The organism is Luteimonas sp. 22616 (assembly GCF_052044325.1).
Classification (GTDB): domain Bacteria; phylum Pseudomonadota; class Gammaproteobacteria; order Xanthomonadales; family Xanthomonadaceae; genus Luteimonas.
In genome coordinates this window covers 29,973-54,699 of record NZ_JBQEMW010000002.1, presented here as the reverse complement: position 1 = coordinate 54,699, position 24,727 = coordinate 29,973, and the positions used below count along the sequence as shown (strand labels likewise).

At 63.0% G+C, this 24,727-nt stretch carries 20 protein-coding genes; 11 read left to right on the top strand and 9 right to left on the bottom strand.

Features of this window, described 5'->3' with window-relative positions:
• Nucleotides 1-4: 4 nt before the first annotated feature.
• Entirely contained in the window at nucleotides 5-1,096 is a 1,092-nt protein-coding gene (locus tag ACTJIL_RS12550; protein ID WP_440755960.1) for a phosphonoacetaldehyde reductase, read from the top strand.
• A gap of 32 nt (nucleotides 1,097-1,128) precedes the next feature.
• On the opposite strand, the gene ACTJIL_RS12545 is transcribed toward ACTJIL_RS12550, so the two are convergent.
• The gene (locus tag ACTJIL_RS12545; RefSeq protein ID WP_440755959.1) at nucleotides 1,129-1,671 is read right to left on the bottom strand and encodes a CatB-related O-acetyltransferase; all 543 of its coding nucleotides are present in this window, start codon (nucleotides 1,669-1,671) and stop codon (nucleotides 1,129-1,131) included.
• 410 nt (nucleotides 1,672-2,081) lie between these two features.
• Between ACTJIL_RS12545 and galE the strand changes: the two genes are divergently transcribed.
• Nucleotides 2,082-3,059, top strand: coding sequence for a UDP-glucose 4-epimerase GalE (galE, locus tag ACTJIL_RS12540; RefSeq protein ID WP_440756615.1), 978 nt, complete (start codon nucleotides 2,082-2,084; stop codon nucleotides 3,057-3,059).
• A gap of 122 nt (nucleotides 3,060-3,181) precedes the next feature.
• On the top strand, nucleotides 3,182-3,688 hold the full coding sequence (locus ACTJIL_RS12535; RefSeq protein ID WP_440755958.1) for a hypothetical protein: 507 nt from the start codon (nucleotides 3,182-3,184) through the stop codon (nucleotides 3,686-3,688).
• A gap of 130 nt (nucleotides 3,689-3,818) precedes the next feature.
• On the opposite strand, the gene ACTJIL_RS12530 is transcribed toward ACTJIL_RS12535, so the two are convergent.
• Entirely contained in the window at nucleotides 3,819-4,232 is a 414-nt protein-coding gene (locus ACTJIL_RS12530) for a hypothetical protein (protein WP_440755957.1), read from the bottom strand.
• A gap of 192 nt (nucleotides 4,233-4,424) precedes the next feature.
• On the opposite strand from ACTJIL_RS12530, the gene ACTJIL_RS12525 reads away from it, so the two are divergent.
• Complete coding sequence (locus ACTJIL_RS12525) at nucleotides 4,425-5,579, top strand: glycosyltransferase family 61 protein (RefSeq protein ID WP_440755956.1); 1,155 nt, start codon at nucleotides 4,425-4,427, stop codon at nucleotides 5,577-5,579.
• Between the two features lie 80 nt (nucleotides 5,580-5,659).
• On the opposite strand, the gene ACTJIL_RS12520 is transcribed toward ACTJIL_RS12525, so the two are convergent.
• Nucleotides 5,660-6,202 (bottom strand): hypothetical protein, encoded by a 543-nt coding sequence (locus tag ACTJIL_RS12520; protein WP_440755955.1) that lies wholly within the window; start codon nucleotides 6,200-6,202, stop codon nucleotides 5,660-5,662.
• Between the two features lie 9 nt (nucleotides 6,203-6,211).
• On the opposite strand from ACTJIL_RS12520, the gene ACTJIL_RS12515 reads away from it, so the two are divergent.
• From ACTJIL_RS12515 to ACTJIL_RS12505, 3 genes are all read left to right on the top strand, one after another.
• Nucleotides 6,212-9,586, top strand: coding sequence for a glycosyltransferase family 2 protein (locus tag ACTJIL_RS12515; RefSeq protein WP_440755954.1), 3,375 nt, complete (start codon nucleotides 6,212-6,214; stop codon nucleotides 9,584-9,586).
• Between the two features lie 352 nt (nucleotides 9,587-9,938).
• Nucleotides 9,939-12,023, top strand: a complete 2,085-nt coding sequence (locus tag ACTJIL_RS12510) for a glycosyltransferase family 2 protein (RefSeq protein ID WP_440755953.1) — start codon at nucleotides 9,939-9,941, stop codon at nucleotides 12,021-12,023.
• Between the two features lie 83 nt (nucleotides 12,024-12,106).
• Nucleotides 12,107-12,619, top strand: coding sequence for a hypothetical protein (locus ACTJIL_RS12505; protein ID WP_440755952.1), 513 nt, complete (start codon nucleotides 12,107-12,109; stop codon nucleotides 12,617-12,619).
• A 46-nt stretch (nucleotides 12,620-12,665) separates the two neighbouring features.
• On the opposite strand, the gene ACTJIL_RS12500 is transcribed toward ACTJIL_RS12505, so the two are convergent.
• On the bottom strand, nucleotides 12,666-15,221 hold the full coding sequence (locus tag ACTJIL_RS12500) for a DUF7657 domain-containing protein (RefSeq protein WP_440755951.1): 2,556 nt from the start codon (nucleotides 15,219-15,221) through the stop codon (nucleotides 12,666-12,668).
• A gap of 148 nt (nucleotides 15,222-15,369) precedes the next feature.
• The gene (locus tag ACTJIL_RS12495; RefSeq protein ID WP_440755950.1) at nucleotides 15,370-16,437 is read right to left on the bottom strand and encodes a glycosyltransferase family 2 protein; all 1,068 of its coding nucleotides are present in this window, start codon (nucleotides 16,435-16,437) and stop codon (nucleotides 15,370-15,372) included.
• 379 nt (nucleotides 16,438-16,816) lie between these two features.
• Between ACTJIL_RS12495 and ACTJIL_RS12490 the strand changes: the two genes are divergently transcribed.
• The gene (locus tag ACTJIL_RS12490) at nucleotides 16,817-17,590 is read left to right on the top strand and encodes a methyltransferase domain-containing protein (RefSeq protein WP_440755949.1); all 774 of its coding nucleotides are present in this window, start codon (nucleotides 16,817-16,819) and stop codon (nucleotides 17,588-17,590) included.
• A 44-nt stretch (nucleotides 17,591-17,634) separates the two neighbouring features.
• On the opposite strand, the gene ACTJIL_RS12485 is transcribed toward ACTJIL_RS12490, so the two are convergent.
• The 4 genes from ACTJIL_RS12485 to ACTJIL_RS12470 form a co-directional block, all read right to left on the bottom strand.
• Entirely contained in the window at nucleotides 17,635-18,018 is a 384-nt protein-coding gene (locus tag ACTJIL_RS12485) for an EamA family transporter (protein ID WP_440755948.1), read from the bottom strand.
• Complete coding sequence (locus ACTJIL_RS12480; RefSeq protein ID WP_440755947.1) at nucleotides 18,015-18,818, bottom strand: glycosyltransferase family A protein; 804 nt, start codon at nucleotides 18,816-18,818, stop codon at nucleotides 18,015-18,017. Before ACTJIL_RS12480 ends, ACTJIL_RS12485 begins: the two co-directional genes overlap by 4 nt.
• A gap of 81 nt (nucleotides 18,819-18,899) precedes the next feature.
• Nucleotides 18,900-19,841, bottom strand: coding sequence for an electron transfer flavoprotein subunit alpha/FixB family protein (locus ACTJIL_RS12475; protein WP_440755946.1), 942 nt, complete (start codon nucleotides 19,839-19,841; stop codon nucleotides 18,900-18,902).
• Nucleotides 19,841-20,587 (bottom strand): electron transfer flavoprotein subunit beta/FixA family protein, encoded by a 747-nt coding sequence (locus ACTJIL_RS12470; RefSeq protein ID WP_440755945.1) that lies wholly within the window; start codon nucleotides 20,585-20,587, stop codon nucleotides 19,841-19,843. The genes ACTJIL_RS12475 and ACTJIL_RS12470 overlap by 1 nt, the downstream gene beginning before the upstream one ends.
• Before the next feature lie 213 nt (nucleotides 20,588-20,800).
• Between ACTJIL_RS12470 and ACTJIL_RS12465 the strand changes: the two genes are divergently transcribed.
• The 3 genes from ACTJIL_RS12465 to ACTJIL_RS12455 all read left to right on the top strand — a co-directional run bounded on the left by ACTJIL_RS12465 (nucleotide 20,801) and on the right by ACTJIL_RS12455 (nucleotide 24,594).
• On the top strand, nucleotides 20,801-21,526 hold the full coding sequence (locus ACTJIL_RS12465; protein ID WP_440755944.1) for a CoA transferase subunit A: 726 nt from the start codon (nucleotides 20,801-20,803) through the stop codon (nucleotides 21,524-21,526).
• Nucleotides 21,526-22,158 (top strand): CoA transferase subunit B, encoded by a 633-nt coding sequence (locus ACTJIL_RS12460; protein WP_440755943.1) that lies wholly within the window; start codon nucleotides 21,526-21,528, stop codon nucleotides 22,156-22,158. The genes ACTJIL_RS12465 and ACTJIL_RS12460 overlap by 1 nt, the downstream gene beginning before the upstream one ends.
• Before the next feature lie 123 nt (nucleotides 22,159-22,281).
• Nucleotides 22,282-24,594 carry an FG-GAP-like repeat-containing protein gene (locus ACTJIL_RS12455; protein WP_440755942.1) on the top strand — a complete coding sequence of 771 codons (2,313 nt, stop codon included), beginning with the start codon at nucleotides 22,282-22,284 and terminating at the stop codon, nucleotides 24,592-24,594.
• Nucleotides 24,595-24,727 lie beyond the last annotated feature (133 nt).

Sequence of the window (24,727 nt, the reverse complement as noted above, 5' to 3'; positions counted from 1 at the left end):
CCAGGTGTCATGGCACCACTTCAATCCGGTCCAGATCGAGTTCGGGGTCGGCAGTTTTGAGCGACTCGCGGAGCTTGATGCGCTGGCTGCCGGCCGGGTCCTGCTGGTCACGACCGAAGGGTTCGTGCGCCGGGGACAGGCCAGCGAGATCGTCCGTGTCCTCGGTGCAGACCGGGTGGCAGTGTATGCGGGGGTAACGCCCAATCCGGAAATCGACGACCTGGATGCTGCTGTTCGCGAGTGGCGCCAGCACACGCCGGTGACGATTCTCGCCCTGGGTGGTGGCAGCGCGATCGATGCAGCGAAGGCGCTGGCGGTTGCGCTGCCAAGCGGCATGGATGATCCGCTGGACACGCTGTTGCGTCATGGGCAGGTGTTCAGCCGTAGCGCCACGTTACCCGTCGTTGCGATTCCCACCACGTCGGGCACGGGCTCCGAAGTCACTCCGTTCGCAACGGTCTGGGATGGGCGTGAGCACCGCAAACACTCCATTGCCGGCAACGACGTCTATCCGCGGGTCGCTGTCGTCGATCCGGAACTGACCCTGTCGCTGCCGCCGCAGGAAACGCTCTACACCGCGCTGGATGCAATTTCCCATGCGCTCGAGTCCCTGTGGAATCGCAACCGGACGCCCCTCTCCGAGGCGTTTTCGACGCGCGCCCTGACCGGGGCAGTGGTCGCGCTGCCTGCGGTCCTGGCACGTCCACACGATCTCCAGGCCCGGGCGCGCATGCAGCAGGCAAGCCTCCTTGCCGGCATGGCCATCAGCCAGACCAGGACTGCCATCGCGCACTCGATTTCGTATGCGCTGACCAGTCATTTCGGCGTGCCGCACGGACTAGCCTGCAGTTTTACCTTGCCGAACATCATTGCGAAGTATCTCGACGAACACGACGAGGATCCGGTGCTTGCATCGCTGATGCGCGACATCCGCCAGATGCTCCTTGGGCTGGAGCTGGATTCACGCCTGCAGCAGTATGCGAGCCCGGCGCAGATCGAAAGCCTCAAGGGCGAAATGCTCCAGCCCGGTCGTGCCGACAACTATGTCGGCCGGATCGACACCTTGGACGACCTCATCAGGCCCCAGGGCGGATAACCGGGGGCTTTGCAGGAACACCGCTCCATGGATCATGGAGCGAATCGTTTGTAGCTCCTTTCTCGTGGCTGCAGGCCATTGTCGATTCGGAGCTGAAGCGCGTCCACGGCTGCTTCCACATCGTGGAAGGGCAAGCCGTCGAGATCCACGGCGTCGTAATTCCACCACTGCGCGTGCAGCAGGCGGCCCACCAGTTCCTCATCGAAGCGCATGCGGATGAGCTTGGCAGGCACCCCGCCGACGATGGCGTAGGGCGGCACATCCTTGGTCACGATGGAGCCGGCGGCGCATATGGCGCCGTCCCCGATCGTGACCCCGCAGCGGATGACGACATTCGCCCCGATCCAGACATCGTTGCCGATGACGACCGGCGTCTGGGCGGGCAGGCGGGATTTGGCGGCGTCGGAGAGCGGTTCGGAGTACGCGGATCCGGGAAGCTGGAAGTATTTCTCCCGCCAGGTTGCGCTGTGGGGAAGCGGTGAGGTGGTCAACCAGTCCGTCGGGTGGTCGGTTTCCCCGATGATGACGTTCGGACCGATGGACGAATATCTTCCGATGGATTTCAACCGGCGCACTACGCCCGTCCTGAAGTAGGAATAAGCGCCAAAGTAGAACCCGCAACGAATCCTCAGGGCATCAGTAACTACCACCGGGTCTTCGTACCGGATCACGACATTCTTAGAGATCACTGCATTTCTTGATATTCTCGGCATGTTGAGTTCTTCTGAGTTGATGTTTCAGTACCCTCATTCAGAAACCTGCCGCCGTAACAATGTCGTGTACGGAGGTCTTGGCATTACGAGCTTTCTGTCGTCCGACTTCTTGATGCTGCCTTCAGTCATGGAAGGACGTGGGTCGTAGAAGTGCTGGGTAGCAGGCGGAATCATAAGTGTCGCAGGTATGATGTCCCAAACTTGGGATGGGGCATTGGCCTTGTCCTCCTCCGGGGTGAGACCTGATTCAAGGAGATGCCTGATTGGCCATCATGGTAGTCGGAGGCGCCGGTTACATCGGTTCCCACATGGTAAAAATGCTGGCGCGCGACGGGCACGAGGTCGTGGTTGTGGATGACCTGAGTGGTGGGCACCGCGAAAGCGTTGGTGGAGCGCGCTTGCTGGTCGGAGATATCGGCGACTCGACATTCATCGAACATGCGATCGGCATGGAGAAGCCTGATGCGATCATGCACTTCGCCAGCTTCATCCAGGTGGGCGAATCGGTCGCCGATCCAGCCAAGTACTACCGCAACAATGTCACCGCAACGCAGGTGCTGTTGGATGGCATGCATCGCCATGGCGTGGACAAGTTCATCTTCTCTTCCACGGCGGCCATCTTCGGCGAGCCGGAGTATGTGCCGATCGACGAGGCCCATCCGAAGCTGCCGATCAATCCCTATGGACGCAGCAAGTGGATGGTCGAGCAGATGCTGGAAGATTTCGACACAGCTTACGGGCTGAAGTCGATTGCATTACGGTACTTCAATGCAGCCGGAGCGGATCCTGACGGCCTACTCGGTGAATGCCACGAGCCGGAAACCCACCTGATCCCGTTGATCCTGCAGGTCGCCTCGGGCCGTCGCTCCCACATCACTGTGTATGGCAACGACTACGACACCCCGGATGGCACCTGCATCCGTGACTACATTCATGTCGAGGATTTGTGTAGCGCGCATCTGCTTGCGCTCAGGCAGCTGCTGTCCGGCGCCGGAAGTGCGCGTTACAACCTCGGCAACGGGAATGGCTTTTCGGTGAGCGAGGTAATCGAAGCTGTGCGCCGCGTGACCGGGCACGCCATCCCTGTCCAGGTGGCCGAGCGCCGGGCGGGCGATCCGCCGGATTTGGTTGCCGACGCGTCGCATGCGCGCGACCGGCTGGGCTGGAATCCGCAATTTGCGGATCTGGATAGGATCATCCGGCACGCTTGGCAGTGGGAGCGCAAGCGGATGGGGCTGGCTTTCGCCTGACCCCGGACACCTGGCTGTCGAAAGGCTTGATACTGGCGAGATGGCATTCAGCTTCAATGCGATGCCGGGCGCAGCCCTTCTGTAGAATGGCTGGCCCCAACTACGCCCATCGTGGACTTTTCATGAAGACCAGATTGACTGCACTCCTTGCTGTTTGCCTGGTAGCCGGCTGCGGCCAGAACGCTGCACCAGAAGCTGTTTCGCAGGACGCCCAGCCGCAGGTGCAGGCGGAGCAACCATGCACGCAAACCAGCTTCTATTCGCCGTTGCCAAGCGAACTGCAGGTGCAATTCCCGTTCCACTTGCGCAGCGACCGGATCTTCACGAACAAGAAAGGCACCGTGCGTCGACGTGTAACGCTGGAAACGTTGAACGGAACAGCCCAGGAAGCCTTCGAAAGCGCGAGCCAGTCATTGGTTGCGGCCGGCTACAAGGCCAAGGGCAAGCTGAAAGGCTCGCCGGACAAGAAGCAGGCCCAGTCCTTTGCCCGCAAAGGTCAGCCGTCGATCGCGCTGGTATCCAGTGTAGACGTGGGCTCCAAGCCCGCAAATCCCGATGCAATCGGTCTGGTTTACTTCGAATGGACGCCACAGGGCGCGAAAGCCAGCGCGCCTGTCGTAGCCCAATAAGGCCGCTCGCGCTGGGCGGCGTCCAGCGGCTCGGTGCGTAGCTCTTGTTCAGGAGGCTGGCTCTGGCTGGTGCGGCTGGATAGGCCGGTTTCCCGAGGATTTCGCTGAAGAATCGTCGGATATGCCCGGATCAATTCGAGCGATCGCGCGCCCGGCCGACGCCGAGGAAGGCGTCACCATGCCGCGGCCGGACTTCGTTCTTGTGGCGGGCACGGAAATTCAATGCGTCGAGGGGCACGCCACTTGCCAAGGCGTGCAGGGTTGCATTGCCGGCTGACTCGTTCTGGTCGGGAATCAGCAGCGATCCCGACCTGCGATAGTCGTCGATGACATTCTGGAGAATTTCCGGTGCGTGGAAAATGCAGTTGGCCGGCATGTCCAGCCACTGCTGCATCCTTCCTTCCTCGATGGCGACGACCAGCTGGATTTCTCCGGGCCAGAACCGGCGGGTCTTGTCCACCGCGCGGATGGCGAGCTCGAATCGTTCGGGCGATGCCACGTGCCCCAGATGGATAAGGGCGCTGTAGCCGTACAGGTCAGGCATGCGCGGACAGGCGGATTGGCTTGGATGGCTTCGCATGTGCTGGAGCATGATTGCCTCGGTGTATTTCGCGATACCGATGCTGGACTTCGAAGATGATTCTTTCGTGGCGTCACGATGACGGTTGCATGACGACGGACACCCGGAAGTAACCGGTCTGCCAACGGTTCGTCCCAGGCGACGAGCCAAATGGTCATGAAATGGAAATCGCGGGGTAATAACTTTGCGGGCACCGGTGCACGCGCCGACCCGAACCGTGATACAGCCATGACAGACCGCGTCCTCTCCAGCTGGCAATCGCCGGCGCTGAGGCTTCCCATTCCGATGGTGCTCGGCGAGCCGCTGCATCCGGTGATCGCCCGCAGCCAGCAGGAAGCATGGGGCCGGGCATCCTGGCCCGAGCGGGACCTGCGCATCGTCGCCATTGACGATGCGTTGGTAACCCACAACGGGCTGGTTTTCCGCGGTGATGGGTCGGTCGTGGAGGCAACGGCGAAGAAGTTCTCGCGCGAGGCGATTGCCGGTGCGGCGGAACGCCACGCAAGCGATCGCGATGCCGCGCCGTTCCTGGACATGGAAGGCGTGCTCTGCATGCGCCCCGGCGGCACCTGCTACGGCCATGTGCTTGCCGAGATCATGCCCAGCGCCTGGCTGGTGCGGAAGCTGTTGCCCGGCAGGCAGGCAGCGTTGTTGATCTGGTCACCTCCAGCCCTGGTCGGCCTGTATGGGGCGATTGCCGCGGCGATCAGCGCTGAGAACATGCCGTTGGTGAACTGCACGCGCCCTGTGCGGGTGCGCCGGCTGTTGGTCATCGACGGTTTCGCCGAAACCGATGTTTACCTGTCGCCGCGGGTACGCGAGTTTGCAGACGAGATCATCGGAATGCTTGGCGTACGCGAGCTGGTTGCGACGCGACGGCTGTTCCTGCCGCGCCGGGAACAGCAGGGGCGCTGCGTGCGCAACATGGTCGAAGTCTCGGCTTGCCTGCACCGCCACGGATTCGAAACCGTCTATCCGGACGAGCTGCCATGGCCTGAACAGGTTGCACTGTTCAGGCAGGCGTCCCATGTGGTCGGCATCCAGGGGTCGGCGTTGACTACGACGATGTTCAGCCGGCCCGGCACGTCGGTGCTGTCGCTGGCGCCGACGCGCATGTTCGACACTTTCTTCTGGCGGATCGCCGGCTGCTGCGGGCTTTCCTACCAGGAACTGCGTTGCGTGGCCCATGAAGGCATGCGCTCGCGCGATACGGGGCGGCTGCTGGACCAGGACATCGAAGTCGACGTGGCGTTGCTGGAAGCCTGGCTGTGCGGCCTGGACGACGAATCGGGCATGCGTGTCGCGGGCTGAGTCACGAAACGGTAACCGCCGGGACATATGTTCGTGCAGGAGCGGCGTGTTTCGCGCCGGGATCGAGTGCGCGACTGATGTCATCTCCCATCGACAAGCAACCTTCCAGCAATCCAGTGCCGCGTCCGCTGCAGCGTCTCTGGCGCATGCGTCGCCCCGGGCAGGCACCGCGGGCGGCGCGCGAAGACCATTCGATCGGAATCATCGACGGGCTCGATGGCATCCGGCTCAAGGGCTGGTACATAGGGCGAACAGCGGATGTCGAGGACAACCGGTTCGAGTTGCTGCTCGATGGCGTGTCGCTCGGCACGCTCGATGCCACCGATCCGAGACCTGACGTGCTGGCTGCCGAAGGGCAGCTCGATTGCGGCTTCGTGCACGATATCCGCCCCTTGCTGCAGACGATGCCGTCTGGTGCAGACGGGCTCGTGGATGGCCGCCCGCATCGACTCACGATGCGAAGCGCAACGGGCAAGCTCGTGCATGAAGTGCTTGTTGCGACCAAGCCACCGATGCGTGGTCATTTCGATCGGCTCGAGGCCGACCGGCTGTCCGGGTGGGCGGTCGACGATCTGGCGCCGGGGCGCCCCGTCGAACTCGATGTCCTCCTCGATGGGCGTCATTGGCTCTCCATGCGGACCTCGGAACTGCGCAAGGACCTGTTGGCCAAGGGCATTGACGGCGATGTCGCGGGTTTCAGCCTGTCGTGGCCGGGCGGCCTGCTGCCCGCCGACACGCAGGTGGAAATCAGGAGCGTGGCCTCCGGCGAGATGCTTGGAAACGGCATCAGGACGACGGTTGCCGGTCGTGCGGCGCCGTTGCAGTCCACTTACCTGGACCAGTATCGCGAAAACCGCATCCGGCCGGTCACGGTCGTCGTGCCGATCCATGACGCCTTCGAGGCGGTGGCCGAATGCGTGGCATCGCTGGAACGGCACCTGGCGCGAGATGCCGATGTGCTGCTGTTCGACGATGCCAGCACCGACCTTCGCATCGATGCGCTGCTGAGACAGTACGAAGGAAAGACCGCATTCCGGGTGCACCGCAACCCGCGCAATCTCGGTTATACGCGCTCGGTCAATCTCGGCATCTCGCTATGCCCGGGGCGCGATGTCGTGTTGTTGAACAGCGACACCGTAGTGACCGACCGCTGGCTCGACAGCCTGCGCTACGCCGCCTATGCGCGCAGCCGCGTCGCCACCGTTACTGCGCTTTCCGACAATGCAGGCGCATTCTCCGTGCCGGAGATCGGGCAGGCCAATCCGCTGCCGCCGCACCTGGAGGTCGAGGGCTGGGCGCGCGCGGCGCGAAATGCGAGTCCGGGCCGCTTGCCGGAAGTGCCTACGGGCAATGGTTTCTGCATGTACATGCGCAGGGATGCGCTGGAGGCGATCGGCGCTTTCGACGAAGCCAAGTTCCCGCGTGGCTATGGCGAGGAGAACGATTTTTGCATGCGTGCTCTCCATGCTGGCTGGCGCAACCTTGTATGCGACAAGGCCTACGTCGCACACAAGCGTTCGCAGAGTTTCCGTGAAGAGAAACAGGCGCTGATAGCATCGGGCCGGCGACAACTCGATGCCGACTTCCCCGAGTACGGCATGCTGACGCAGCGGTTCCGTGACGCCGAGTTCGCCTACCTGCGCCACCGCGTTCGTGGTGCGCTGCTCGCCGAGGATGTGCGGGCCGCATTGCCGCGGATGCTGTACGTCATCTCGACCCAGACCGGCGGCACGCCGCAGACCAACCTCGACCTGATGCGCGCCATGGAAGGGCACTACCAGTGCTTCCTGCTGAGGTGCGATGCGCACAGCCTCCATCTGCATGCATTGCGTGACGGCCAGCTCGTGGAGCTGGAACACCGGTTGCTGTCGCAACCGATCGAGCCGGTCACGCACCGATCCGACGAATACGACGCAATCGTGCTCGACATCCTGTATCGCCATTCGATCTCGTTGCTGCACGTCCGGCACGTGGCCTGGCATGGCCTGGGACTGGCATCGGTGGCGAAGTCGATCGGCGTGCCGGTGGTGTACTCGCTGCACGACTTCTATTCGTTGTGCCCGTCTCTGAACCTGCTCGACGAGAACCTGCGCTACTGCGGTGGAACCTGCAGCCAGGGCGCAGGGACCTGCCAGATTGGCCTGTGGAAGCCCGGGCAGTTGCCGGTGCTGAAGCATGCCTTCGTCGGACGCTGGCGAGAGATGTTCGACGCCTTCATGGACGACTGTGACCAGCTGGTCACGACAGCCACGTCGGCCGCCGACGTGATTGCCGCCGCGTTCCCGAAACAGGCCGGGAAGCTGGTGGTGATCCCGCATGGTCGTGATTTCGAGGAATTGGGGGCCGGTGCGCGCTGTCCGGGACGGGGCGCGAAGGTCCGGGTGCTGGTTCCGGGCAACATCTCGCCGGCGAAGGGTGCGACCTTGCTGAAGGAGATTTCCGAACTCGAAGGCAGCGATCGTTTCGAGTTCCATTTCCTCGGCAATGTCTGGCCCGGGCTGGACGGGATCGGCATCCGCCACGGCAACTACAAGCGAGAGGATTTCGCGAAGAAGGTGGCGGCGATCGCTCCGCATTTCGGTGTCGTGCTGTCGATCTGGCCGGAGACCTGGTGCCATACGCTGACCGAGATGTGGGCCTGCGGCATCCCGGTGATAGGCGTTGACGTTGGCGCCGTGGGCGAACGGATCAAGGCCAGCGGCGCCGGCTGGCTGTTGCGCCAGGAGCCCACGCCACGCGCTGCGCTGGATTGCATGCTGGCAGCGGTCGAGGACGCTGCCGGCTTCCAGCAGCGCGTGCGCGCCGTGCATGCGTGGCAGGCCGGCGAAGCGATCAGCAACGATACGACATCGATGGCGGCCGGTTATTGCCGGGTCTATTCCCGCCTGCTCGACATCGGGCAGGCAGGGGCCGGCAAGAGGATCGGCTTGCTGGTCAAGGGCAGCGCACAACATCCGCCGACGGCACATATCCGGGTGCTGCGTCCATTCGCCGCCGCCGCCGCCGGGACCGGGCACGAGTTGCGCACGGTCGACGCCGGCTGGTTGCTGGCTGGCGGCATCGACCGGCTCGATGGCCTCGTCATCCAGCGCGATGCAGTGCCCGCAATGTCGATGGGGGCGTTGCTCGACCAGTTGGAGGCGCGGCGCATGCCCTTCATCTACGAGATCGACGACCTGCTGTGGGACCTTCCGGACGACCACGGCGACCATGACATCGACATGGCACAGCAAGGCGCGATCGTATCTGCAATCCGCGCGGCCAACCTCGTGCTCACCAGTACACCCGGCATGCGTGCAAGGCTCGAACGCTACAACCGCAACGTGCAGGTTGCGCCGAACGCGCTGGATCCGGCGCTGTGGCTCGCGCCGATCGCAGATGCGCGCAAGCGCCAGATCCTCGCGTCCCTCGGGCTCGAGGCCGATGTCCCGAGGATCCTGTACATGGGCAGTCGTTCCCATGCCACCGACCTTGCGATGATCGCGCCTGCGATCGAGACATTCCTGGCCGCGCATCCCGCGTTCGAAGTGATCCAGGTCGGCGGCGGCAGCCTGCTACCGGGTGCGCGCGAGCTCAAGGTGCCGCGCGAATACTCGACCTATCCGCGGTTCGTGGCCTGGTTCAGGACGGTGGCGGAAAGTGCTGCCTTCGCGCTGGCGCCGTTGCGGGATACGCCGTTCAACGCGGTCAAGTCGGACGTCAAGTTCCTCGATTACGGACTCGCTCGGCTGCCGGCCATCTACAGCGCGGCCGGGCCATATGGACGCACGCTGGAGAACGGTGTGCACGGCCTGCTGGTGGAGAACACCCCCGAGGCTTGGACGGCGGCCATGTCGACGCTGGCGTCCGACGACGCGCTGGCGCTGCGGATCCGGCAACAAGCCCATGAACTGGCCGCTTCCCGGACCTTGGCAGGCGCGGGCAGGGAACCGTGGTCGCAGGCGCTGGCATCGATCCTTGGTGCCGGGGCCATGCCAGGGGCCGAGATCCGGCGGTCCGCGGCGTGAACCGGACAGGTCACTGACAGCGGCCAGCGGCTAAGCTATCGGCTGTTTGGCAAGCATTCGTGCAGGTTGCGCGGGCGCGGCCATGAAGAGCCGGAGATTCTTGATGTCAGACCTGTCTGCCGCACACGGCGGGGGCGTTGCGAGTTGGAAAGTCGCACCGGTAACGGGCGCCGCGGCGCGTCAGGTGGGGCTGGTGCCCGATGCCAATCTCAGCCGCATCGGAGATGGCGCATCCGCCGAATGGAAATCGAGCGGCGAGCGCGAGTGTTTCACCCTGGCCCTTGCCGGGTCGGAAGGCGGTCTCCCCGCCGGCTGGTACTGGCTTGACGGACGATTGTTACCGTCCGAAAAGATGGCCGCGACTGCCTGCCTTTACCCGACCTACGCAGAAGGCGCGGACGGCGACGCCCAGATCCCCCTGCCGGATCCTGATGATGACAACCGCATCGGCGCACTGGTGCTGTTCAAGTACGACGTGACCGGGCTCCGCTTCTGCCCGGCGCAGGCACCTTCGCGCTTCCGGGTCGAAGACTTCAGCCTGCGCCGTGTGCCGCGCGGGGCGGCGTTGTGGCGGATGCTCGGCCCGACCGCACGCACGCCAGGCGGCCTGGCGCGGCGGATTGTCCGGTTCGTCATGAGTGCGCTGCGCGGCGGCGTTTCGCAGGCGACCGACATGCTTTACCGCGATTACCGTCGTCGCCTGTTGCCCGAAGACCTCGGCGACTACGCCAGCTGGGTCGCACGGTACGACACGCTCACCACCGAACGCATGGAGGAGTTGCGTGTGCGCGCCGAGCGGCTGGGACCGACGGCGCCGCTGCTCTCGATCCTGCTGCCGGTCTACCAGACGCCGGAACGCTGGTTGCGCAGGTGCATCGAGAGCGTCATCGCGCAGGCCTATCCGCGCTGGCAGCTGTGCATCGTCGACGATGCCTCGCCGGATGCGCGGGTGATGGAGGTGCTGGAGGAATACTCGGACGAGGATGACCGCATCGAGGTCGTGAGGCGCGAGGTCAACGGGCACATCTCGGAAGCATCCAATAGCGCCCTGGCGATCGCGCGTGGCAGCCATGTCGCGTTGCTGGACCACGACGACGAACTGCGGCCGCATGCCCTGCTCGAGATGGCGGAAGCGATCGTCGCCGGCCCGGACATCGAACTGCTTTATTCCGATGAAGACAAGATCGACGCTGACGGGCGTCGCTTCGATCCCTACTTCAAGCCGGACTTCGACCCCGACCTCCTGCGTAGCCAGAATTACGTGTGCCATTTCACGGTCATCAAGGCCGACCTGGTGCGCGCCATTGGTGGCTTCCGCAAGGGTTTCGAAGGCAGCCAGGACCACGACCTGATCCTGCGTTGCACCGAGCGCCTGGCGCCCGGGCAGGTGAAGCACGTTCCGAAAGTCCTGTACCACTGGCGTGCGATCCCCGGATCGACGGCACTCACGCGCGATGCCAAGGATTACGCGTCATCGGCAGGCGCACGCGCAGTGGGCGAGCACCTCGAACGACGCCATCCGGGCGCCCGTGCCGAAGAACTGTCGCATGGCCACTATCGCGTGCATTGGTCGCTGCCGGCACAGGCGCCGAAGGTCAGCCTGGTGGTGCCGACGCGCGACAGGGTCGGGTTGCTGCGGATGTGCGTCGAAAGCATCCTCGGGCGGACCACGTATCCCGACTTCGAGATCGTGGTGGTGGACAACCAGTCGTCAGAGCCGGAGGCGCTGGCCTATCTGTCGCAGCTCGAGCATCGCGAGCGCGTGCGCGTGCTGCGCTACGACTCACCTTTCAACTATTCGGCGATCAACAACTGGGCGGCAAGGCAGTGCGACGGCGCCGTGATCGGCCTGGTCAACAACGACATCGAAGTGATTTCACCCGGCTGGCTCGAGGAGATGGTGTCGCAGGCGATGCGGCCCGAAGTCGGCGCGGTCGGCGCGATGCTGTACTACCCGAACGAAACCATCCAGCACGCTGGCGTGGTGCTGGGCGTGCATGGCGTCGCTGCGCACCTGTACGCGGGCATGCCGCGGGGCTATCCCGGCCACGGTGGGCGCGCACGCGTGGCGCAGTCGCTCTCTGCGGTGACGGGCGCGTGCCTGCTCGTGCGACGCGCCTCCTACGAACAGGTGGGCGGGCTCGACGAATCGCTCCAGGTGGCTTTCAACGACATCGACTTCTGCCTGCGCCTGCAGGCCGCTGGCTACCGCAACATCTGGACTCCATTCGCGGAGCTTTACCACCACGAGTCGGCGTCGCGCGGTAGCGAGGACACGGACGAGAAGAAGCAGCGCTTCGCTCGCGAAGTGGACTTGATGCAGCGGCGGTGGGGCAGCGAGCTTTCGTCCGACCCCGCATACAACCCCAACCTCTCGCTGGCGAGCCTGTGCTGCGAGTTGTCGAGCCCGCCCAGGGATGCGCCAGCACCGCACTGACCGCACGTTCATCACGTGCCGCTAAAATACGCGTCTGCCGCGCTGGCGGCGCTGCGGTATCCAGTTACCTAGATGAGGCCATGATGAAGAAGATTGCGCTGTTCATTGCCATTGCTGTTGCCGTTGCTGCCTGTGGCAAGCAGGAAGCGCCGCAGACGCCGACGAGCCCGGAATCCAGCCACAAGGCGCCGGCGGCGCAGGCGCCATCGCGGCAATCGCCGGTTCCAGCGCCTGAGGACAAACGCGGCGTCGCCGCGTTGGCCGCGGCGGGGGTCAAGTTCGACTTCCCGCACCAGGTGCTCTACGACATCCTCGACGTCAGCGGCAGCGGGACGCCTCGGCATCGTGTGCTCGTGGAAATCCAGGGCGGCGAGTTCGATCAGGTGGTCGAGCAGTTCGGCGAGTCCCTGGAAGCGCTCGGCTACCAGAAGGATTCCGGGAAGGAGACGGGGGGCCGCATCGACAGTGTCTATTCCGCCGAAGGCAAACCGACCTATTACCTGCTCATGCAGCCGGCGGGCATGGGTCCCAAGCTGATGGGGAAGGATTCCACTGGCTCGATCCACATCATGTGGAACATTCCATCGCGCAACTGACAGGCGAATGCCAGCTGCCTTCTCCCCATGGAGGCAGTGAAGATGCTCAGTAGGTTCCTTGGCGTTTCAATGCGAACAGCGCAACCCCGCTTCCCGGATCAGCCGGAAGTGGGGTGAGGCATTCGAGGTCGGCCGGCGGTACCGCCATCGTATACGCGACATGGGTGACCCCTAGGGCCTGCAGCATCCCGCCGCAAACGTTCAAGGTGATCGTGTATTGATCGCCACGCCTCCTGGTGAATCGCGGCGTTTTCGCGTGGGGATCCGATCCGATTCCGATCGTGGCGTATCGATTCCACGTGGCCTCATGCATGCCTTTGGGGTCGAGGATGTGGAAGTCCTGTCGGTTCGGCAGGAATTGCGTTCCCGCCAGGACCTTCAGGCCGTGTGCCTTGAGGCCCTGCGCAAGTGTCGGGTTTCCGACGACCGCCCATCTCACGTCGGGGCCGGCCCCAAGCCGGGCTGCGGTCTTCAGGATGGGCTTTTCGGAGATGGCCGAAATGCCGCTGACTAGCGGGTTGACTGTCAAGGTGGGGAGTGCAAACAGCGCCAGGCCGACAGCCAGGAGGGATGTCCTTCCCATGAGGATGCCGGCGCCGGCCAGTGTGCTGGCAACCGCACCTGCGAGCAGGAGCCGCCATGTGAAGAATCCCGCATCAACCTGGTGCAACCCCCAGCCAAATGCGCACACTCCCGTCAGGACCACCACCACCGCCATGCGACGGACATCCCGCGGGTAGGCCGGCTCACGTCCCTCCAGCATCTTCGCGAACAGGACGATGCAGGCGAGTATGGAGCCGACGCCAAATGCAAGCACGGCACGTTTCGGGGTCACGAGCGACCAGCCCGCGATCTGCATCATCCGTTCGATTGGGCCGGGCAACTTGAACAGTATCCACAGCCCGGTGAGCAACCAGGCGCATCCAATGGCGACCAGAAGCGCGTTGTCGCGGCGGAACAACCTCCCCAAGGGGATCGCCAGGACAGCCAGGGGCAAGAGCAATACGAAGCTGCTTGTCTCGGACGCATTCGAAGAAAACGGCGGGAAATGGAATTCATCGAAGCGAAATCCCTCGAAAAATCCGTAAAAGACCTTGGTAAACGGAATGCCGCCGCTTCCTGCGACGCGCTTTCCGGGATACACCGTGTGCAGCATCGCCTGGATGGAGTCCGCGGCAGTCGCCATGAACATCCAGACATACGCTACAACGACGACCGCTGCCAGCGCGATGGCTGCCGATCGAAAGCGCAGGCCATGGAGAGCTGCTCCGGTACCGCGTCGCTGGATCGCGTACCCGGCGAGGATCGCCACTGCGAGGTAGCCAAGGGGAACGATGAAAGGGGGGTACAGGTTGAGCACGAGATTCGCTGCGCTATACACAATCAACGCGCATCCCACGGCGACCATCCGCCGTCGGGTGGAAAACAAGGCGTAGATGGCGCCCACCACGCCGAGCGCGAACGCCGTCATGATCTCCGGCAGGTTGCTTGAGAACCACCACTGGGTGAACGACGAGGTGTAGATCCAGGCTGTACCCAGCAGTGATGCCGCAAGATTTCCGCGTGTCAGAAGCAGGCAGAGCCACAGGAACGACCAGAGGAGGGCAAATGTCTTGTAAGCCCACCACCAGGACACGCCTCTATCGACGCCGAGGAACTCGAAGCCAAGGAACTTCACTTGTGGAAGATCGATCGCACCGCTCACGGGCAAGGACGCAATCAGCGGCGAGCCTTCGGCGCCCACGTTCGGATTGTTCAGGGGACTGCCGTTGCGTACCTGGTTGAGTACCCAGGGGGCTTGCACGTTCCATTCGTCCGACCTGATCCGCTTGGCCGTTCCAAGGTCGATTGTCTGATGGACGGGCTGATACGGATATATGTTCTCCCACCAACCAAGCGATGACTGGTTCAGGCCGAGTGCCACGTAGAACAATCCGGCCAGCAGGATCGCCAGGAACGACGCCAGGATCCCGCCATCGATGCGCAGGATGTCATCGTCGCTGCAGGCCTCGCAGATCCTGCGGACAATGGCCGGGCAAGGTACCCGGACATGACGGCGGAACAGGGCGGATAGGCGTTCCAGGGCCAGCCAGCCAAGAAATGCCAGGCCTGCGGCCGCCACAAGCACCCCAAGCCGGTGGAGGAGTGACGTCTTGCCGATCGCCTCGGGCAGCCTGACTTCGAAGTAGGGATCCCGGCCGGTCGACTGGAAGCCCAGTGCGCCCGTGGTTTCCGGTCGGGGTTGGAGATGGTGCGTCACCCCAACTGCGTCCCTGAGTTGAGGGCCGCTGAACTGGAGCGCCTTGCTGCCGCTTCGTACTTCGACCGACCTGACCTCCACGGCGCCATTGCCGCTGCCCGGGTCGATCCGGATCCGCTCCATGCGCACAGATGGCAGCGGTATCTCATAGTTGTGCCAGCGACCGTCGGCCTGGAGGGGGAACGGCTTGCTGGACTTCTGCGAATACCGCTCCCCTGCATCCGCGTAGAAAATCTCGCCCTTCCCGACAGGCGTGGACCGCATTTCCAGCTGCAAGGAAACCTTTGCTTCGTCCAGGCCGCTTAAAAGTGCAGCCACGAGGACCAGGAGCGCGGCAAGCATCGCCCGAGTGGTTGGCGAGAACACCTCCCTGCGCCTCGCTGTGTCGGCCTGCCGGTGGCTCTCTGGCGCTCCATTCGCGCCACTGGCGGAAACGGTCATCTTTCTTCTCGGCAGGTGGAAGCCAGTCTGGGCCTGGTTTGCATTGCGGTCACGGCAACCTGGTGTCAAAGCTATTCGGAGAGGGCGCTCGGGGATGCGGCTCTCTGGGCATTTGAATGGGGCGTCGCGGCACCGAGGCGATATCGTAGCTGAGGAAAGCAAGAAGGAACTGGAGGCCGATGATCAATGGCAAGGCAGCGAGCATGACGCTGCCTGCCGTCGTTTCATATCCGCCCCGGGCGGACTGGATCCATTTCAGGGTTCCGAATGTTGCACCGCCCGACATCATCACCACGCCCACGACCAGCTCGAAAGACGCAATTGAAAGATCGCGCAGGAAGAAGTTGTAGAAGATGCGCTTCGTGAAGTTCCGGACGTGCTTGAGCAGGAAGTCGCCGACCACGCGCGAGACCTTCAGGTTACTGATCTCTTCTCCATAGCGGGCGTCCATTGGGACATCGACGACCACTGCGCGGAGCGTGTTGAGCCGGAACAGGATGTCGGATTCGAAAAAATAGCGCTGGCTGATCTTGTTCCGGGGCAGGCGTTTCGCGACGCTGGCATGAATGGCGGTGTATCCGTTTGTCGGATCAAAGATATCCCAGTACCCCGTTGACAACTTGGCCATGAAGGAGAGCACGGCATTGCCAAAGATCCGAAGCGGCGGCATCCGGTGGATGTTCGACAGGTCGAAGAAGCGATTTCCCTTGGTGTAATCCGCCGTGCCACGAAGAATCGGTGCGATGAATGACGGGATGAGAGCAGGATCCATCTGTCCGTCCCCGTCGATCTTGACGATGAGGTCGGCACTACACGCCATGGCTTCTTCATAGCCGCGTAGTACGGCGCCGCCGACGCCCAGGTTGCGATCATTGAAATGCACGCGGACCCGCGGGTCTCGGCAGTTGTCCTGCACGTGGGAACCGGTTTGCTCGGGACAGGCATCGTCCACGACATGGACCATGGATACCAGGTCCGGCATGGCGGACAGCACTTCCAGTATGTGGCTGCGGGCCCGGTAGCAGGGCACCACAACGTGAATCGTTTGAACTTCATTTTTGCTCATTGATTGCGCAACCATATAGAGTACTTTTCGCTTTTTCGGCCACGGCGTCATCTGCGTTGCTCTGTCCGCGAGAGCAGGTCTCAGAACGCTGGCGGTGGCAAGTGGTACACGCAGTGGACAAAGTTCGAACGGGCGATGGTGAGTGCGGGGTCGCCATGTGCATAGTAAAAGAATGCGGTCCACGGTACATCGGCGGGATGAGGCGTGGCGCCGCGCCAGGGTTGGTCAACGACGCGGCGAAGACGCGAATTGCCTCCCATCGCCAAGACGCTTGAATGCATGAGAAACGGTCAAAAAGCTGGGGAGTCTCAGGACACCGTTGCGCAGGATCGATGCCCAGGAAGAACCCAGATGGTATGCGGTCAAATCAGGCTCTCGGGGGGATGCCTGCTGGCCGCTAGCGTGTCGAACCACTTCCGTCGCCACGTCGATGCATAATGACACCCCCTCGCATGTTGTTTCGCAGGCTCCAGGCATGTCGCCAAGGCATATGCAAACCTTAGATTATTCAGCCCTAGAGAAACTGGCCGTGCTCCCTCCCGTGGATCGGGTCGAGTATGTGGTTGGGAAGGTTCGGGGGATGCGGGTAATGGACCTTGGTGCGTTGGATGAAACCGCATACAAGGCGAAGTCGAATACCCGCAACTGGCTGCACAAGGAAATGGCTGCGGTTGCTGCGCAGGTGGTCGGGATCGACAATTCTTCCCTGGTGCCAGCCGAGGGGCTCAATCTTTCTGAGAACAGCAGGATCTTCCTCGGCGATATCTACGAACTCGGAGCAGTGCTGGAGGCGCACGGCAACCCGGACGTGATTGTTGCAGGGGAGTTGATCGAACACCTTCCCGATACGCTTGCATTCCTGCGCAATCTCAAGCGGGACTGTTCGGCGGGCGATCCGCTGGTTGTCATCACAACTCCCAACGCATGCAGCATGCACAACGCCATTCTCGGGGTCTTTCGTCGCGAGTCGATGCACAAGGATCATTTGCAGATCTACTCGTACAAGACGCTGCACACCATCTTCGAGAGGGCTGGATTCCGCGAATGGACCATCCGGCCGTACCGCGCGAGGTTCACGGAGATGATCCAGGAATCCACCGGCATCAAGCGTTTCGTGGTCGTGTTGTTCGAGAAGTTCGTGAACTTCATGGAACGCCGGTTTCCGCTGCTGGGTTGCGGCTGGGTCTGCGAAATCAGGCTTTGATCGCCGCCACCACGGCATCTTGAATCCGGCCCGGGGGGGCGGTTCTAGGTGATGCCCGGGGACTGCCTTGCCATGGTCACAAGGATCACGCCCCCGGATATCATCAGCAGCCCAAGCCACTGCCCGCTCGACAGCCGCTCATTGAAGAAGTACCAGCTGGCGGCCGCCATCAGCAGGTAGAACGATGAGCCCGAGAGCGCGAATGCTACTGACAGTTTTTCCTTAGACAGCACGAATAGCCAGGCGACGTAACCCAGAACCTGCAGGCTGAGCGCGATCACCACGAGTGGTGATGTTGCTGCACCGAAGAGGAAGTCGACCATTCCGGTCTGCAGGAGCGGCTTGAGCCCGTCCACTGCTCGCTTGAGCACCAGTTGGCCGCAGATGGTGCACAAGGTCGTGAAGAGTACAAGCAGATAGACGTTCATGGTTTTCCGGGTGCGTCGTTGCTGCGATAGGCAATTCGGTAGCTGGCGAGGATTGCACGCGCGATGAACGAAGGCCACAGCGACTTGAGTATTGCTTCGTCCTCGGCAAGCCGAACGCCTGTCGAAATTGCAGTCGAAGTTTCACTTTCTGGGTGAACGCGGTGCTGCATCAACGATTGGCGTATGTAAACGAATGCACCAGGGGTCCTGGCCAACTCCAGCCAGGCAGCCCAATCCAGGTCGACCTTCAATTCCGTGTCAAATCGGAAGCTGTCCGATTTCATGGTTACCGCTGGACACGGAATCGCACATCCAAACCGTAGCGCGTTGATCTTGGAAAAACGCGACGCCGTGCGTGAGCGCCCGAGAAAGCCCAACTCCAGCAGGAACTTCTTGATGAGGAGCAGCAGGGATGCGGGCCTGGGACTGCTTCCCTCGATCTCTCCATAGCCGGAGAATGCTAGGACCGCGTCCGGGTTGCGCGACAGGGCCAGTCGTACCTCGCTGCCGAAGTCCGGGTAATAAATGTCATCCTGGTGCGCCAGCGTCACCCACTCGCCATGCGCCTGGGCGAGAGCGAAGTTCCAGTCGGCGCCGATTCCTCCACCCTGCTGCAAGTTGACGTGCACATGGATTCCATGGCGTCGCGCCAGGTCCGTGATGTGGCGATTCGGTGTCGAAGTCGTAACAAGGACACGGGATTTCGTCGATTGGGCTGCCAATGAATCAAGGCATTCAGCCAAGTGGGGCGACTCGCCGTACGCGGGGACGACAAAGCAGTGATTGGCTGGATCGAACATGTCTGAGGCTGCCCAAGGGACTCGGCTATTCAACACAGCTGTTGCCGCACGCTTCAACCGCCAATGCACGGCGTGGATTGCCTAGGCGATTGCCGCTTCCAGTTCCGGCAGCACCTTGAACAAATCGCCCACCAGTCCGATGTCCGCTACTTCGAAGATCGCTGCCTCGGCATCCTTGTTGATGGCCACGATCGTGCCGGCGTCCTTGATCCCGGTCAGGTGCTGGATCGCGCCGCTGATGCCGATGGCGACGTACAGGTCGGGGGCGATGATCTTGCCGGTCTGGCCGACCTGCAGTTCGTTGGGCACATAGCCGGCGTCGACCGCGGCGCGCGAGGCGCCGACGGCGGCGCCGAGCTTGTCGGCGAACTTGTAAATGATGTCGAAGTTTTCCTTGGAGCCGACGCCGCGGCCGCCGGACACCACGCGCCGGGCGCTCTGCAGGTCGGGGCGGTCGGACTTGCCGGCGGCCAGGCCGACGTAGCGGGTGTGCGTGGGCAGGGTCGCTTCGACGCTGGCGGTTTCCACCGGCGCGTTGCCGCCGTTCGCCGCTTCCGGCCACGACGCGGTGCGCACGGTGGCAACGACGGCGTGGTCTGTCGGCGCTTCCACAGTGATGATCGCGTTGCCGGCGTAGATCGGACGCTTGAACACGTGGCTGCCCTCGACAGCCATCACGTCCGAAACCTGGGCGGTGCCCAACAGCGCAGCGACGCACGGCATCAGGTCCTTGCCGAACGTCGTGCTGGGGCCGAAGACGTGGCTGTAGCCAGCGGCCAGCTTCGCGATCTGCGGCGCCTGAACCTGGGCAATGGCGTTGGCGTTGGCGGCATTGGTCACGGCGAGCACCTTCGCCACACCGGCGATCTGCGCGGCCTCGGCGGCAACGGCGGCCGGGTCGGCGGCCAGCACCACGATGTCGATGGCTTCGGGCGACAGCGCCTGCGCGGCGGACACGCACTTGGCGGTGGCGGCGTTGAGCTTGCCGTCCAGGTGTTCGGCGACGATCAGTACCTTGACCATTACAGCAACCCCTTCTGCTTGAGTGCGGCGACCAGTTCGGCCGCGTCCTTCACCATCACGCCGCGGCTGCGCTTGGGCGGCGGGGCGTAGTGGGTGGTCTTGAGCGTGTCGCCGGAGTCCACGCCGAGGTCGGCGAACGGAATGCTTTCCAGCGGCTTGCTCTTGGCCTTCATGATGTCGGGCAGCTTGATGAAGCGCGGTTCGTTCAGGCGCAGGTCGGTGGTGACCACGGCGGGCAGGTCGACTTCCAGCGTCTCCAGGCCGGCATCGACTTCACGGGTGACCGTGGCCTTGCCATCGGCAATTTCGAGCTTGCTGGCGAACGTGGCCTGCGGTCGGCCCCACAGCGTGGCGAGCATCTGCCCGGTCTGGCTGGCGTCGTCGTCGATGGCCTGCTTGCCGAGGATCACCAGGTCGGGCTGCTCTTTCTCCACCAGCTTGAGCAGGGTGCGGGCGGCGGTCAGCGGCTGGATCGGCCCATCCACCACGACGTGGATCGCGCGGTTGGCGCCCATCGCCAGGCCGTTGCGCAGGTGCGCCTGGGCGTCGGCCGGGGCGATCGTGGCGACAACCACTTCGGTGGCGATGCCCTTGTCGCGCAGCCGCAGGGCCTCTTCCAGCGCGATCTCGTCGAAGGGATTGGCCGACAGCTTGACGCCGTCGGTGACCACGCCGGAGCCGTCCGGCTTGACCTGGATGCGGACGTTGTAGTCCACCACGCGCTTGTAGGCGACGAGGATCTTCATCTGGCGGGAATCCTTGCGATGGGGAAGTGCGCCGAGACATCCGGCGCAAGACGGCAATTTTAGCCGCTGGGGCCCCGCGGTGCGAGCCGCGCAGCGCCATGCCGCCTTCGGTGCCTCATGGCGCCCGGGTGCCATGCGTCATTGGCCGAAAGGCCGGTGCCGGCGCATTGTCGCGCCAAGCTAGAATGGGTCATTACCTCGAGGAGCGGATTCATGGTCGAGAGCACCCGGAAGGGCAAGGTGTTTGCCAGTGCCGACGAGGCGCTGCGGGGCGTCGTCGCCGACAGCCAGACGCTGGCGGTCGGTGGTTTCGGTTTGTGCGGCATTCCCGAGGCGTTGATCGCAGCGTTGCGCGATTCCGGGGTCAAGCGCCTGACGGTGATCTCCAACAACGCCGGTGTCGACGGCTTCGGCCTTGGCCAGTTGCTGGGGACGCGCCAGATCCACAAGATGATCTCGTCCTATGTGGGCGAGAACAAGGAATTCGAACGCCAGTTCCTGGCCGGCGAACTCGAACTCGAATTCAATCCACAGGGCACATTGGCCGAACGCCTGCGCGCCGGCGGGGCCGGGATTCCGGCGTTCTTCACCGCCACCGGCTACGGCACCGTCGTCGCGGAGGGCAAGGAGACGCGCGAGATCGACGGCCGGCATTACGTGCTGGAGACCGCACTGGTCGCCGACGTGTCGCTGGTCAAGGCGTGGAAGGCCGACAAGTCCGGCAACCTCCTGTTCCGCAAGACCGCGCGCAACTTCAATCCGGCCTGCGCGATGGCCGGCAAGGTCTGCATCGCCGAGGTCGAGGAAATCGTCGAGACCGGCGCCATCGATCCCGACCACGTGCACCTGCCCGGCATCTACGTCGATCGCATCGTGCACAACCCGAATCCCGAGAAACGCATCGAGCAGCGCACCGTGCGTGCCGCAGGAGCGCAGTAATGGCCTGGACCCGTGAAGAAATGGCGCAGCGCGCCGCCCGCGAACTCACCGATGGTGCCTACGTCAATCTGGGGATTGGTCTGCCGACGCTGGTGGCCAACTACATCCCCGACGGCGTGGACGTGTGGCTGCAGTCGGAGAACGGCCTGCTCGGGATCGGCCCGTTCCCGACCGAGGACGAGCTCGACGCCGACCTGATCAACGCCGGCAAGCAGACCGTCACCGCGCGCGCAGGCGCCAGCTATTTCGGCAGCCACGACTCGTTCGCGATGATCCGCGGCGGCCACATCGACCTGGCGATCCTGGGCGCGATGGAAGTCACAGACAAGGGCGACCTGGCCAACTGGATGGTGCCCGGCAAGATGGTCAAGGGCATGGGCGGCGCCATGGACCTGGTGGCCGGCGTCAAGCGGGTGGTGGTGCTGATGGAGCACACCACCAAGGCGGGCACGCCCAAGATCCTGCCTGAGTGCACCCTGCCGCTGACCGGCGTGCAGGTCGTGAGCCGGATCATCACCGACCTGGCGGTGTTCGACGTGACCGCCAGCGGCCTGGTCCTGCAGGAGCTCGCGCCGGGGATCGGGCTGGACGAGGTCCGGCAGAAGACCGGGGTCCCGTTCACGGAGGCGTGAAGCGCTGAACGAACGTCGAGCCCGGGGTGCGGGCCCGGCCGGATTTGCGATCTGGTTGTCGGCATTGAAGTATTCTTCAGGCAAACTGGGGTTCTGGACCCCGTCTCCTCGAGGAATCGTCACATGCGTATCTACCTGACCGCGGGCATTCTGCTCGGTTTATTGGCAGGCTGCTCCTCCGACCAGGCCCCGGTGGCCGACCTCGCAAAGGCCGCCGCCGGCAACGCGAAATCCGCCCCGGCGTTCGCCTTCCGCTCACCTGCGCTGAGCTTCGCATCGCTCCCCGACCGCGGCGAGCTGCTCGCATACGAGAAAGGCCGCCAGACCAAGCACAAGGGCGCGTACACCGCCTACCCGGTGGCGATCAGTGAGGCCCATGCGCTGCACGCGATGCAGAGCGGCGAAATGGTGGTCAACGCGCCCAACGGCGAGCCGATCCGCCTGACCTACGAGCGCCACGAGGAAAACCAGGACGGCAACTGGACCTGGATCGGCCGCAACGCCGACGGTGCCGAGGCCATCCTGACGTTCGGCGAGAAGGCCGTGTTCGGCGTCATCCCGCAGGGCGCCACCGAAACCCTCCGCCTGACCATGAGCGCCGGCCAGTCCTGGCTGGTGCAGACCGACCGCAGCAAGCTTGCCGGCCTCGATGGCGCTGCGCGTCGCGAAGGCGGCGACCAGTTGATTCCGCCGAAGCTGACCGGTGCCGGATCGGCAACCACGGCCTCGATGCAGGCTGAACCCGTGACGGCCGGTGCGAGTGCCGCGTCCGCGGTTGTGGACGTCCTGCTCGGTTACACCAATGGTTTTGCCTCGCAGCTTGGCGGCGTGTCGCAAGCGAACACCCGCCTGGTCAACATGGTCGCGATCACCAACCAGGCCTACGCCAACAGCGGCGTCAACATGCGCGTGCGCCTGGTCAAGACCCTGCAGGTGACCTACGCCGACAACACAGATAACGGCGATGCGCTGGAGAAGCTGACCGGTTACAAGTCCGGCACCGATGGCGGGCCGATTACCCCCGACCCGGCATTCAACGCGCTGCGCGCCGCGCGTGATGAAACGGGTGCCGACCTGGTGTCGCTGGTCCGTGCGTTCCGTACGCCAGAGAACGCCGGGTGCGGCATCGCCTGGCTGATCGGTGGCGGTCAGACCGGGATCGTGAAGGAAGACGCTCCCTTCGGCTATTCGGTGGTCAGCGATGGCACCGATCTCGACGAAGGCGACAGCAATACCTATTTCTGCCGCGAGGAAACGCTCGCGCACGAGCTTGGCCACAATATGGGGCAGGCGCACAATCAGGAAGACAGCGACAGCACCGGCGTCCATGCGTATTCGTACGGCTACCGTGAGGCCTCGTCGACTGGCTTCTACACCGTGATGGCCTATCCGCAGACGGATGGTAGCCAGTTCTCGATTCGGTACTTCGCCGATCCAAACGTCAAGTACAGCGGCCGGGTAACTGGTGTAGCCAACCAGTCAGACAACGTGCGCAGTTTGAATCAAGCAATGCCGATTGTTGCGAGCTTCCGGGATACCGTGGTTCCGCTTTCTGGCATTCAGCATAACGATGCTAATGCCGACGGCTTCTCGGATTTGCTGTTTCATAATGCGGCTACACGCCAATTCAGTTATCGCCTCATGAATGGCGTCACGGTGAAGGGGTCCAAGCTGATTGGCGGTGTAGGGTCGGGCTACAGTGTCGCAGCGACGGGCGATTTCAATGGTGACAGCAAGGTCGATGTTATATGGACCAGCGCGGCACGCGATATCTACATGTGGCTCGGCAGCGGTACGGGATTCACATCAACCAAGGTGGGTACGTACCCGGCAGGCTGGAAAATCGTAGGGGGCGGTGATGTTAATGGAGATGGTAAGTCCGACCTGCTTTTCCATAACGCAACGACGCGGCAGTTCAGCTATCGCCTAATGGACGGCATCAAGACAATAGGCAGCGCGCTGATTGGTCCTGTCGGTCCAGGCTATACGGTGGCAACAATTGGCGACTTCAATGGTGATGGCAAGGTCGATGTGATCTGGACAAGCGCCAAGCGGGATATCTACATGTGGCTAGGGAATGGATCCAGGTTCACCTCTTCACAAGTAGGTACCTATCCGGCAGGTTGGAAGCTCGTGTCAGGGCAATACGCAGATGTTAATGGTGATGGGAAAGCCGATCTGTTGTTCCATAACGCGACAACGCGACAGTTCAGCTATCGCATCATGAATGGAAAGGCAACTGTCGGTAGCGCATTGATTGCTCCGGTCGGCCCTGGCTATACAGTTGCAACGACTGGTGACTTCAATGGTGATGGCAAGGTGGATGTGGTTTGGACGAGCGCCAAGAACGACATCTACATGTGGCTGGGAAATGGGTCCGGCTTTACCTCCACGCCTGCCGGAAACTATCCCGATGGGTGGAAACTGATCAACTAAGCTTGACTGTGGTGCATTTAAGCCAATCGGCGTCACCGATAATGGTGGCGCCGATTTCGTTTTCAGATATTTTTTTGATGTCAATCCCTTCCGGACTGTACGTTGTTTGGTCCGGTTGATGGAAGCGGCTGTA

Excerpts from the sequence above, each read along its gene's own strand:
- galE (WP_440756615.1), top strand. The coding sequence starts at position 2,082 with ATGGTAGTCGGAGGCGCCGGTTACATCGGTTCCCACATGGTAAAAATG.
- ACTJIL_RS12535 (WP_440755958.1), top strand. The coding sequence starts at position 3,182 with ATGAAGACCAGATTGACTGCACTCCTTGCTGTTTGCCTGGTAGCCGGC.
- ACTJIL_RS12530 (WP_440755957.1), bottom strand. The coding sequence starts at position 4,232 with ATGCCTGACCTGTACGGCTACAGCGCCCTTATCCATCTGGGGCACGTG.
- ACTJIL_RS12525 (WP_440755956.1), top strand. The coding sequence starts at position 4,425 with ATGAAATGGAAATCGCGGGGTAATAACTTTGCGGGCACCGGTGCACGC.
- ACTJIL_RS12520 (WP_440755955.1), bottom strand. The coding sequence starts at position 6,202 with ATGACGCCCATCGAGGAGGACATCGAGTTCGACGGGGCGCCCCGGCGC.
- ACTJIL_RS12515 (WP_440755954.1), top strand. The coding sequence starts at position 6,212 with ATGCGGACCTCGGAACTGCGCAAGGACCTGTTGGCCAAGGGCATTGAC.
- ACTJIL_RS12510 (WP_440755953.1), top strand. The coding sequence starts at position 9,939 with ATGGCCGCGACTGCCTGCCTTTACCCGACCTACGCAGAAGGCGCGGAC.
- ACTJIL_RS12505 (WP_440755952.1), top strand. The coding sequence starts at position 12,107 with ATGAAGAAGATTGCGCTGTTCATTGCCATTGCTGTTGCCGTTGCTGCC.
- ACTJIL_RS12500 (WP_440755951.1), bottom strand. The coding sequence starts at position 15,221 with ATGCTTGCCGCGCTCCTGGTCCTCGTGGCTGCACTTTTAAGCGGCCTG.
- ACTJIL_RS12495 (WP_440755950.1), bottom strand. The coding sequence starts at position 16,437 with ATGACGCCGTGGCCGAAAAAGCGAAAAGTACTCTATATGGTTGCGCAA.
- ACTJIL_RS12490 (WP_440755949.1), top strand. The coding sequence starts at position 16,817 with ATGCATAATGACACCCCCTCGCATGTTGTTTCGCAGGCTCCAGGCATG.
- ACTJIL_RS12485 (WP_440755948.1), bottom strand. The coding sequence starts at position 18,018 with ATGAACGTCTATCTGCTTGTACTCTTCACGACCTTGTGCACCATCTGC.
- ACTJIL_RS12480 (WP_440755947.1), bottom strand. The coding sequence starts at position 18,818 with ATGTTCGATCCAGCCAATCACTGCTTTGTCGTCCCCGCGTACGGCGAG.
- ACTJIL_RS12475 (WP_440755946.1), bottom strand. The coding sequence starts at position 19,841 with ATGGTCAAGGTACTGATCGTCGCCGAACACCTGGACGGCAAGCTCAAC.
- ACTJIL_RS12470 (WP_440755945.1), bottom strand. The coding sequence starts at position 20,587 with ATGAAGATCCTCGTCGCCTACAAGCGCGTGGTGGACTACAACGTCCGC.
- ACTJIL_RS12465 (WP_440755944.1), top strand. The coding sequence starts at position 20,801 with ATGGTCGAGAGCACCCGGAAGGGCAAGGTGTTTGCCAGTGCCGACGAG.
- ACTJIL_RS12460 (WP_440755943.1), top strand. The coding sequence starts at position 21,526 with ATGGCCTGGACCCGTGAAGAAATGGCGCAGCGCGCCGCCCGCGAACTC.
- ACTJIL_RS12455 (WP_440755942.1), top strand. The coding sequence starts at position 22,282 with ATGCGTATCTACCTGACCGCGGGCATTCTGCTCGGTTTATTGGCAGGC.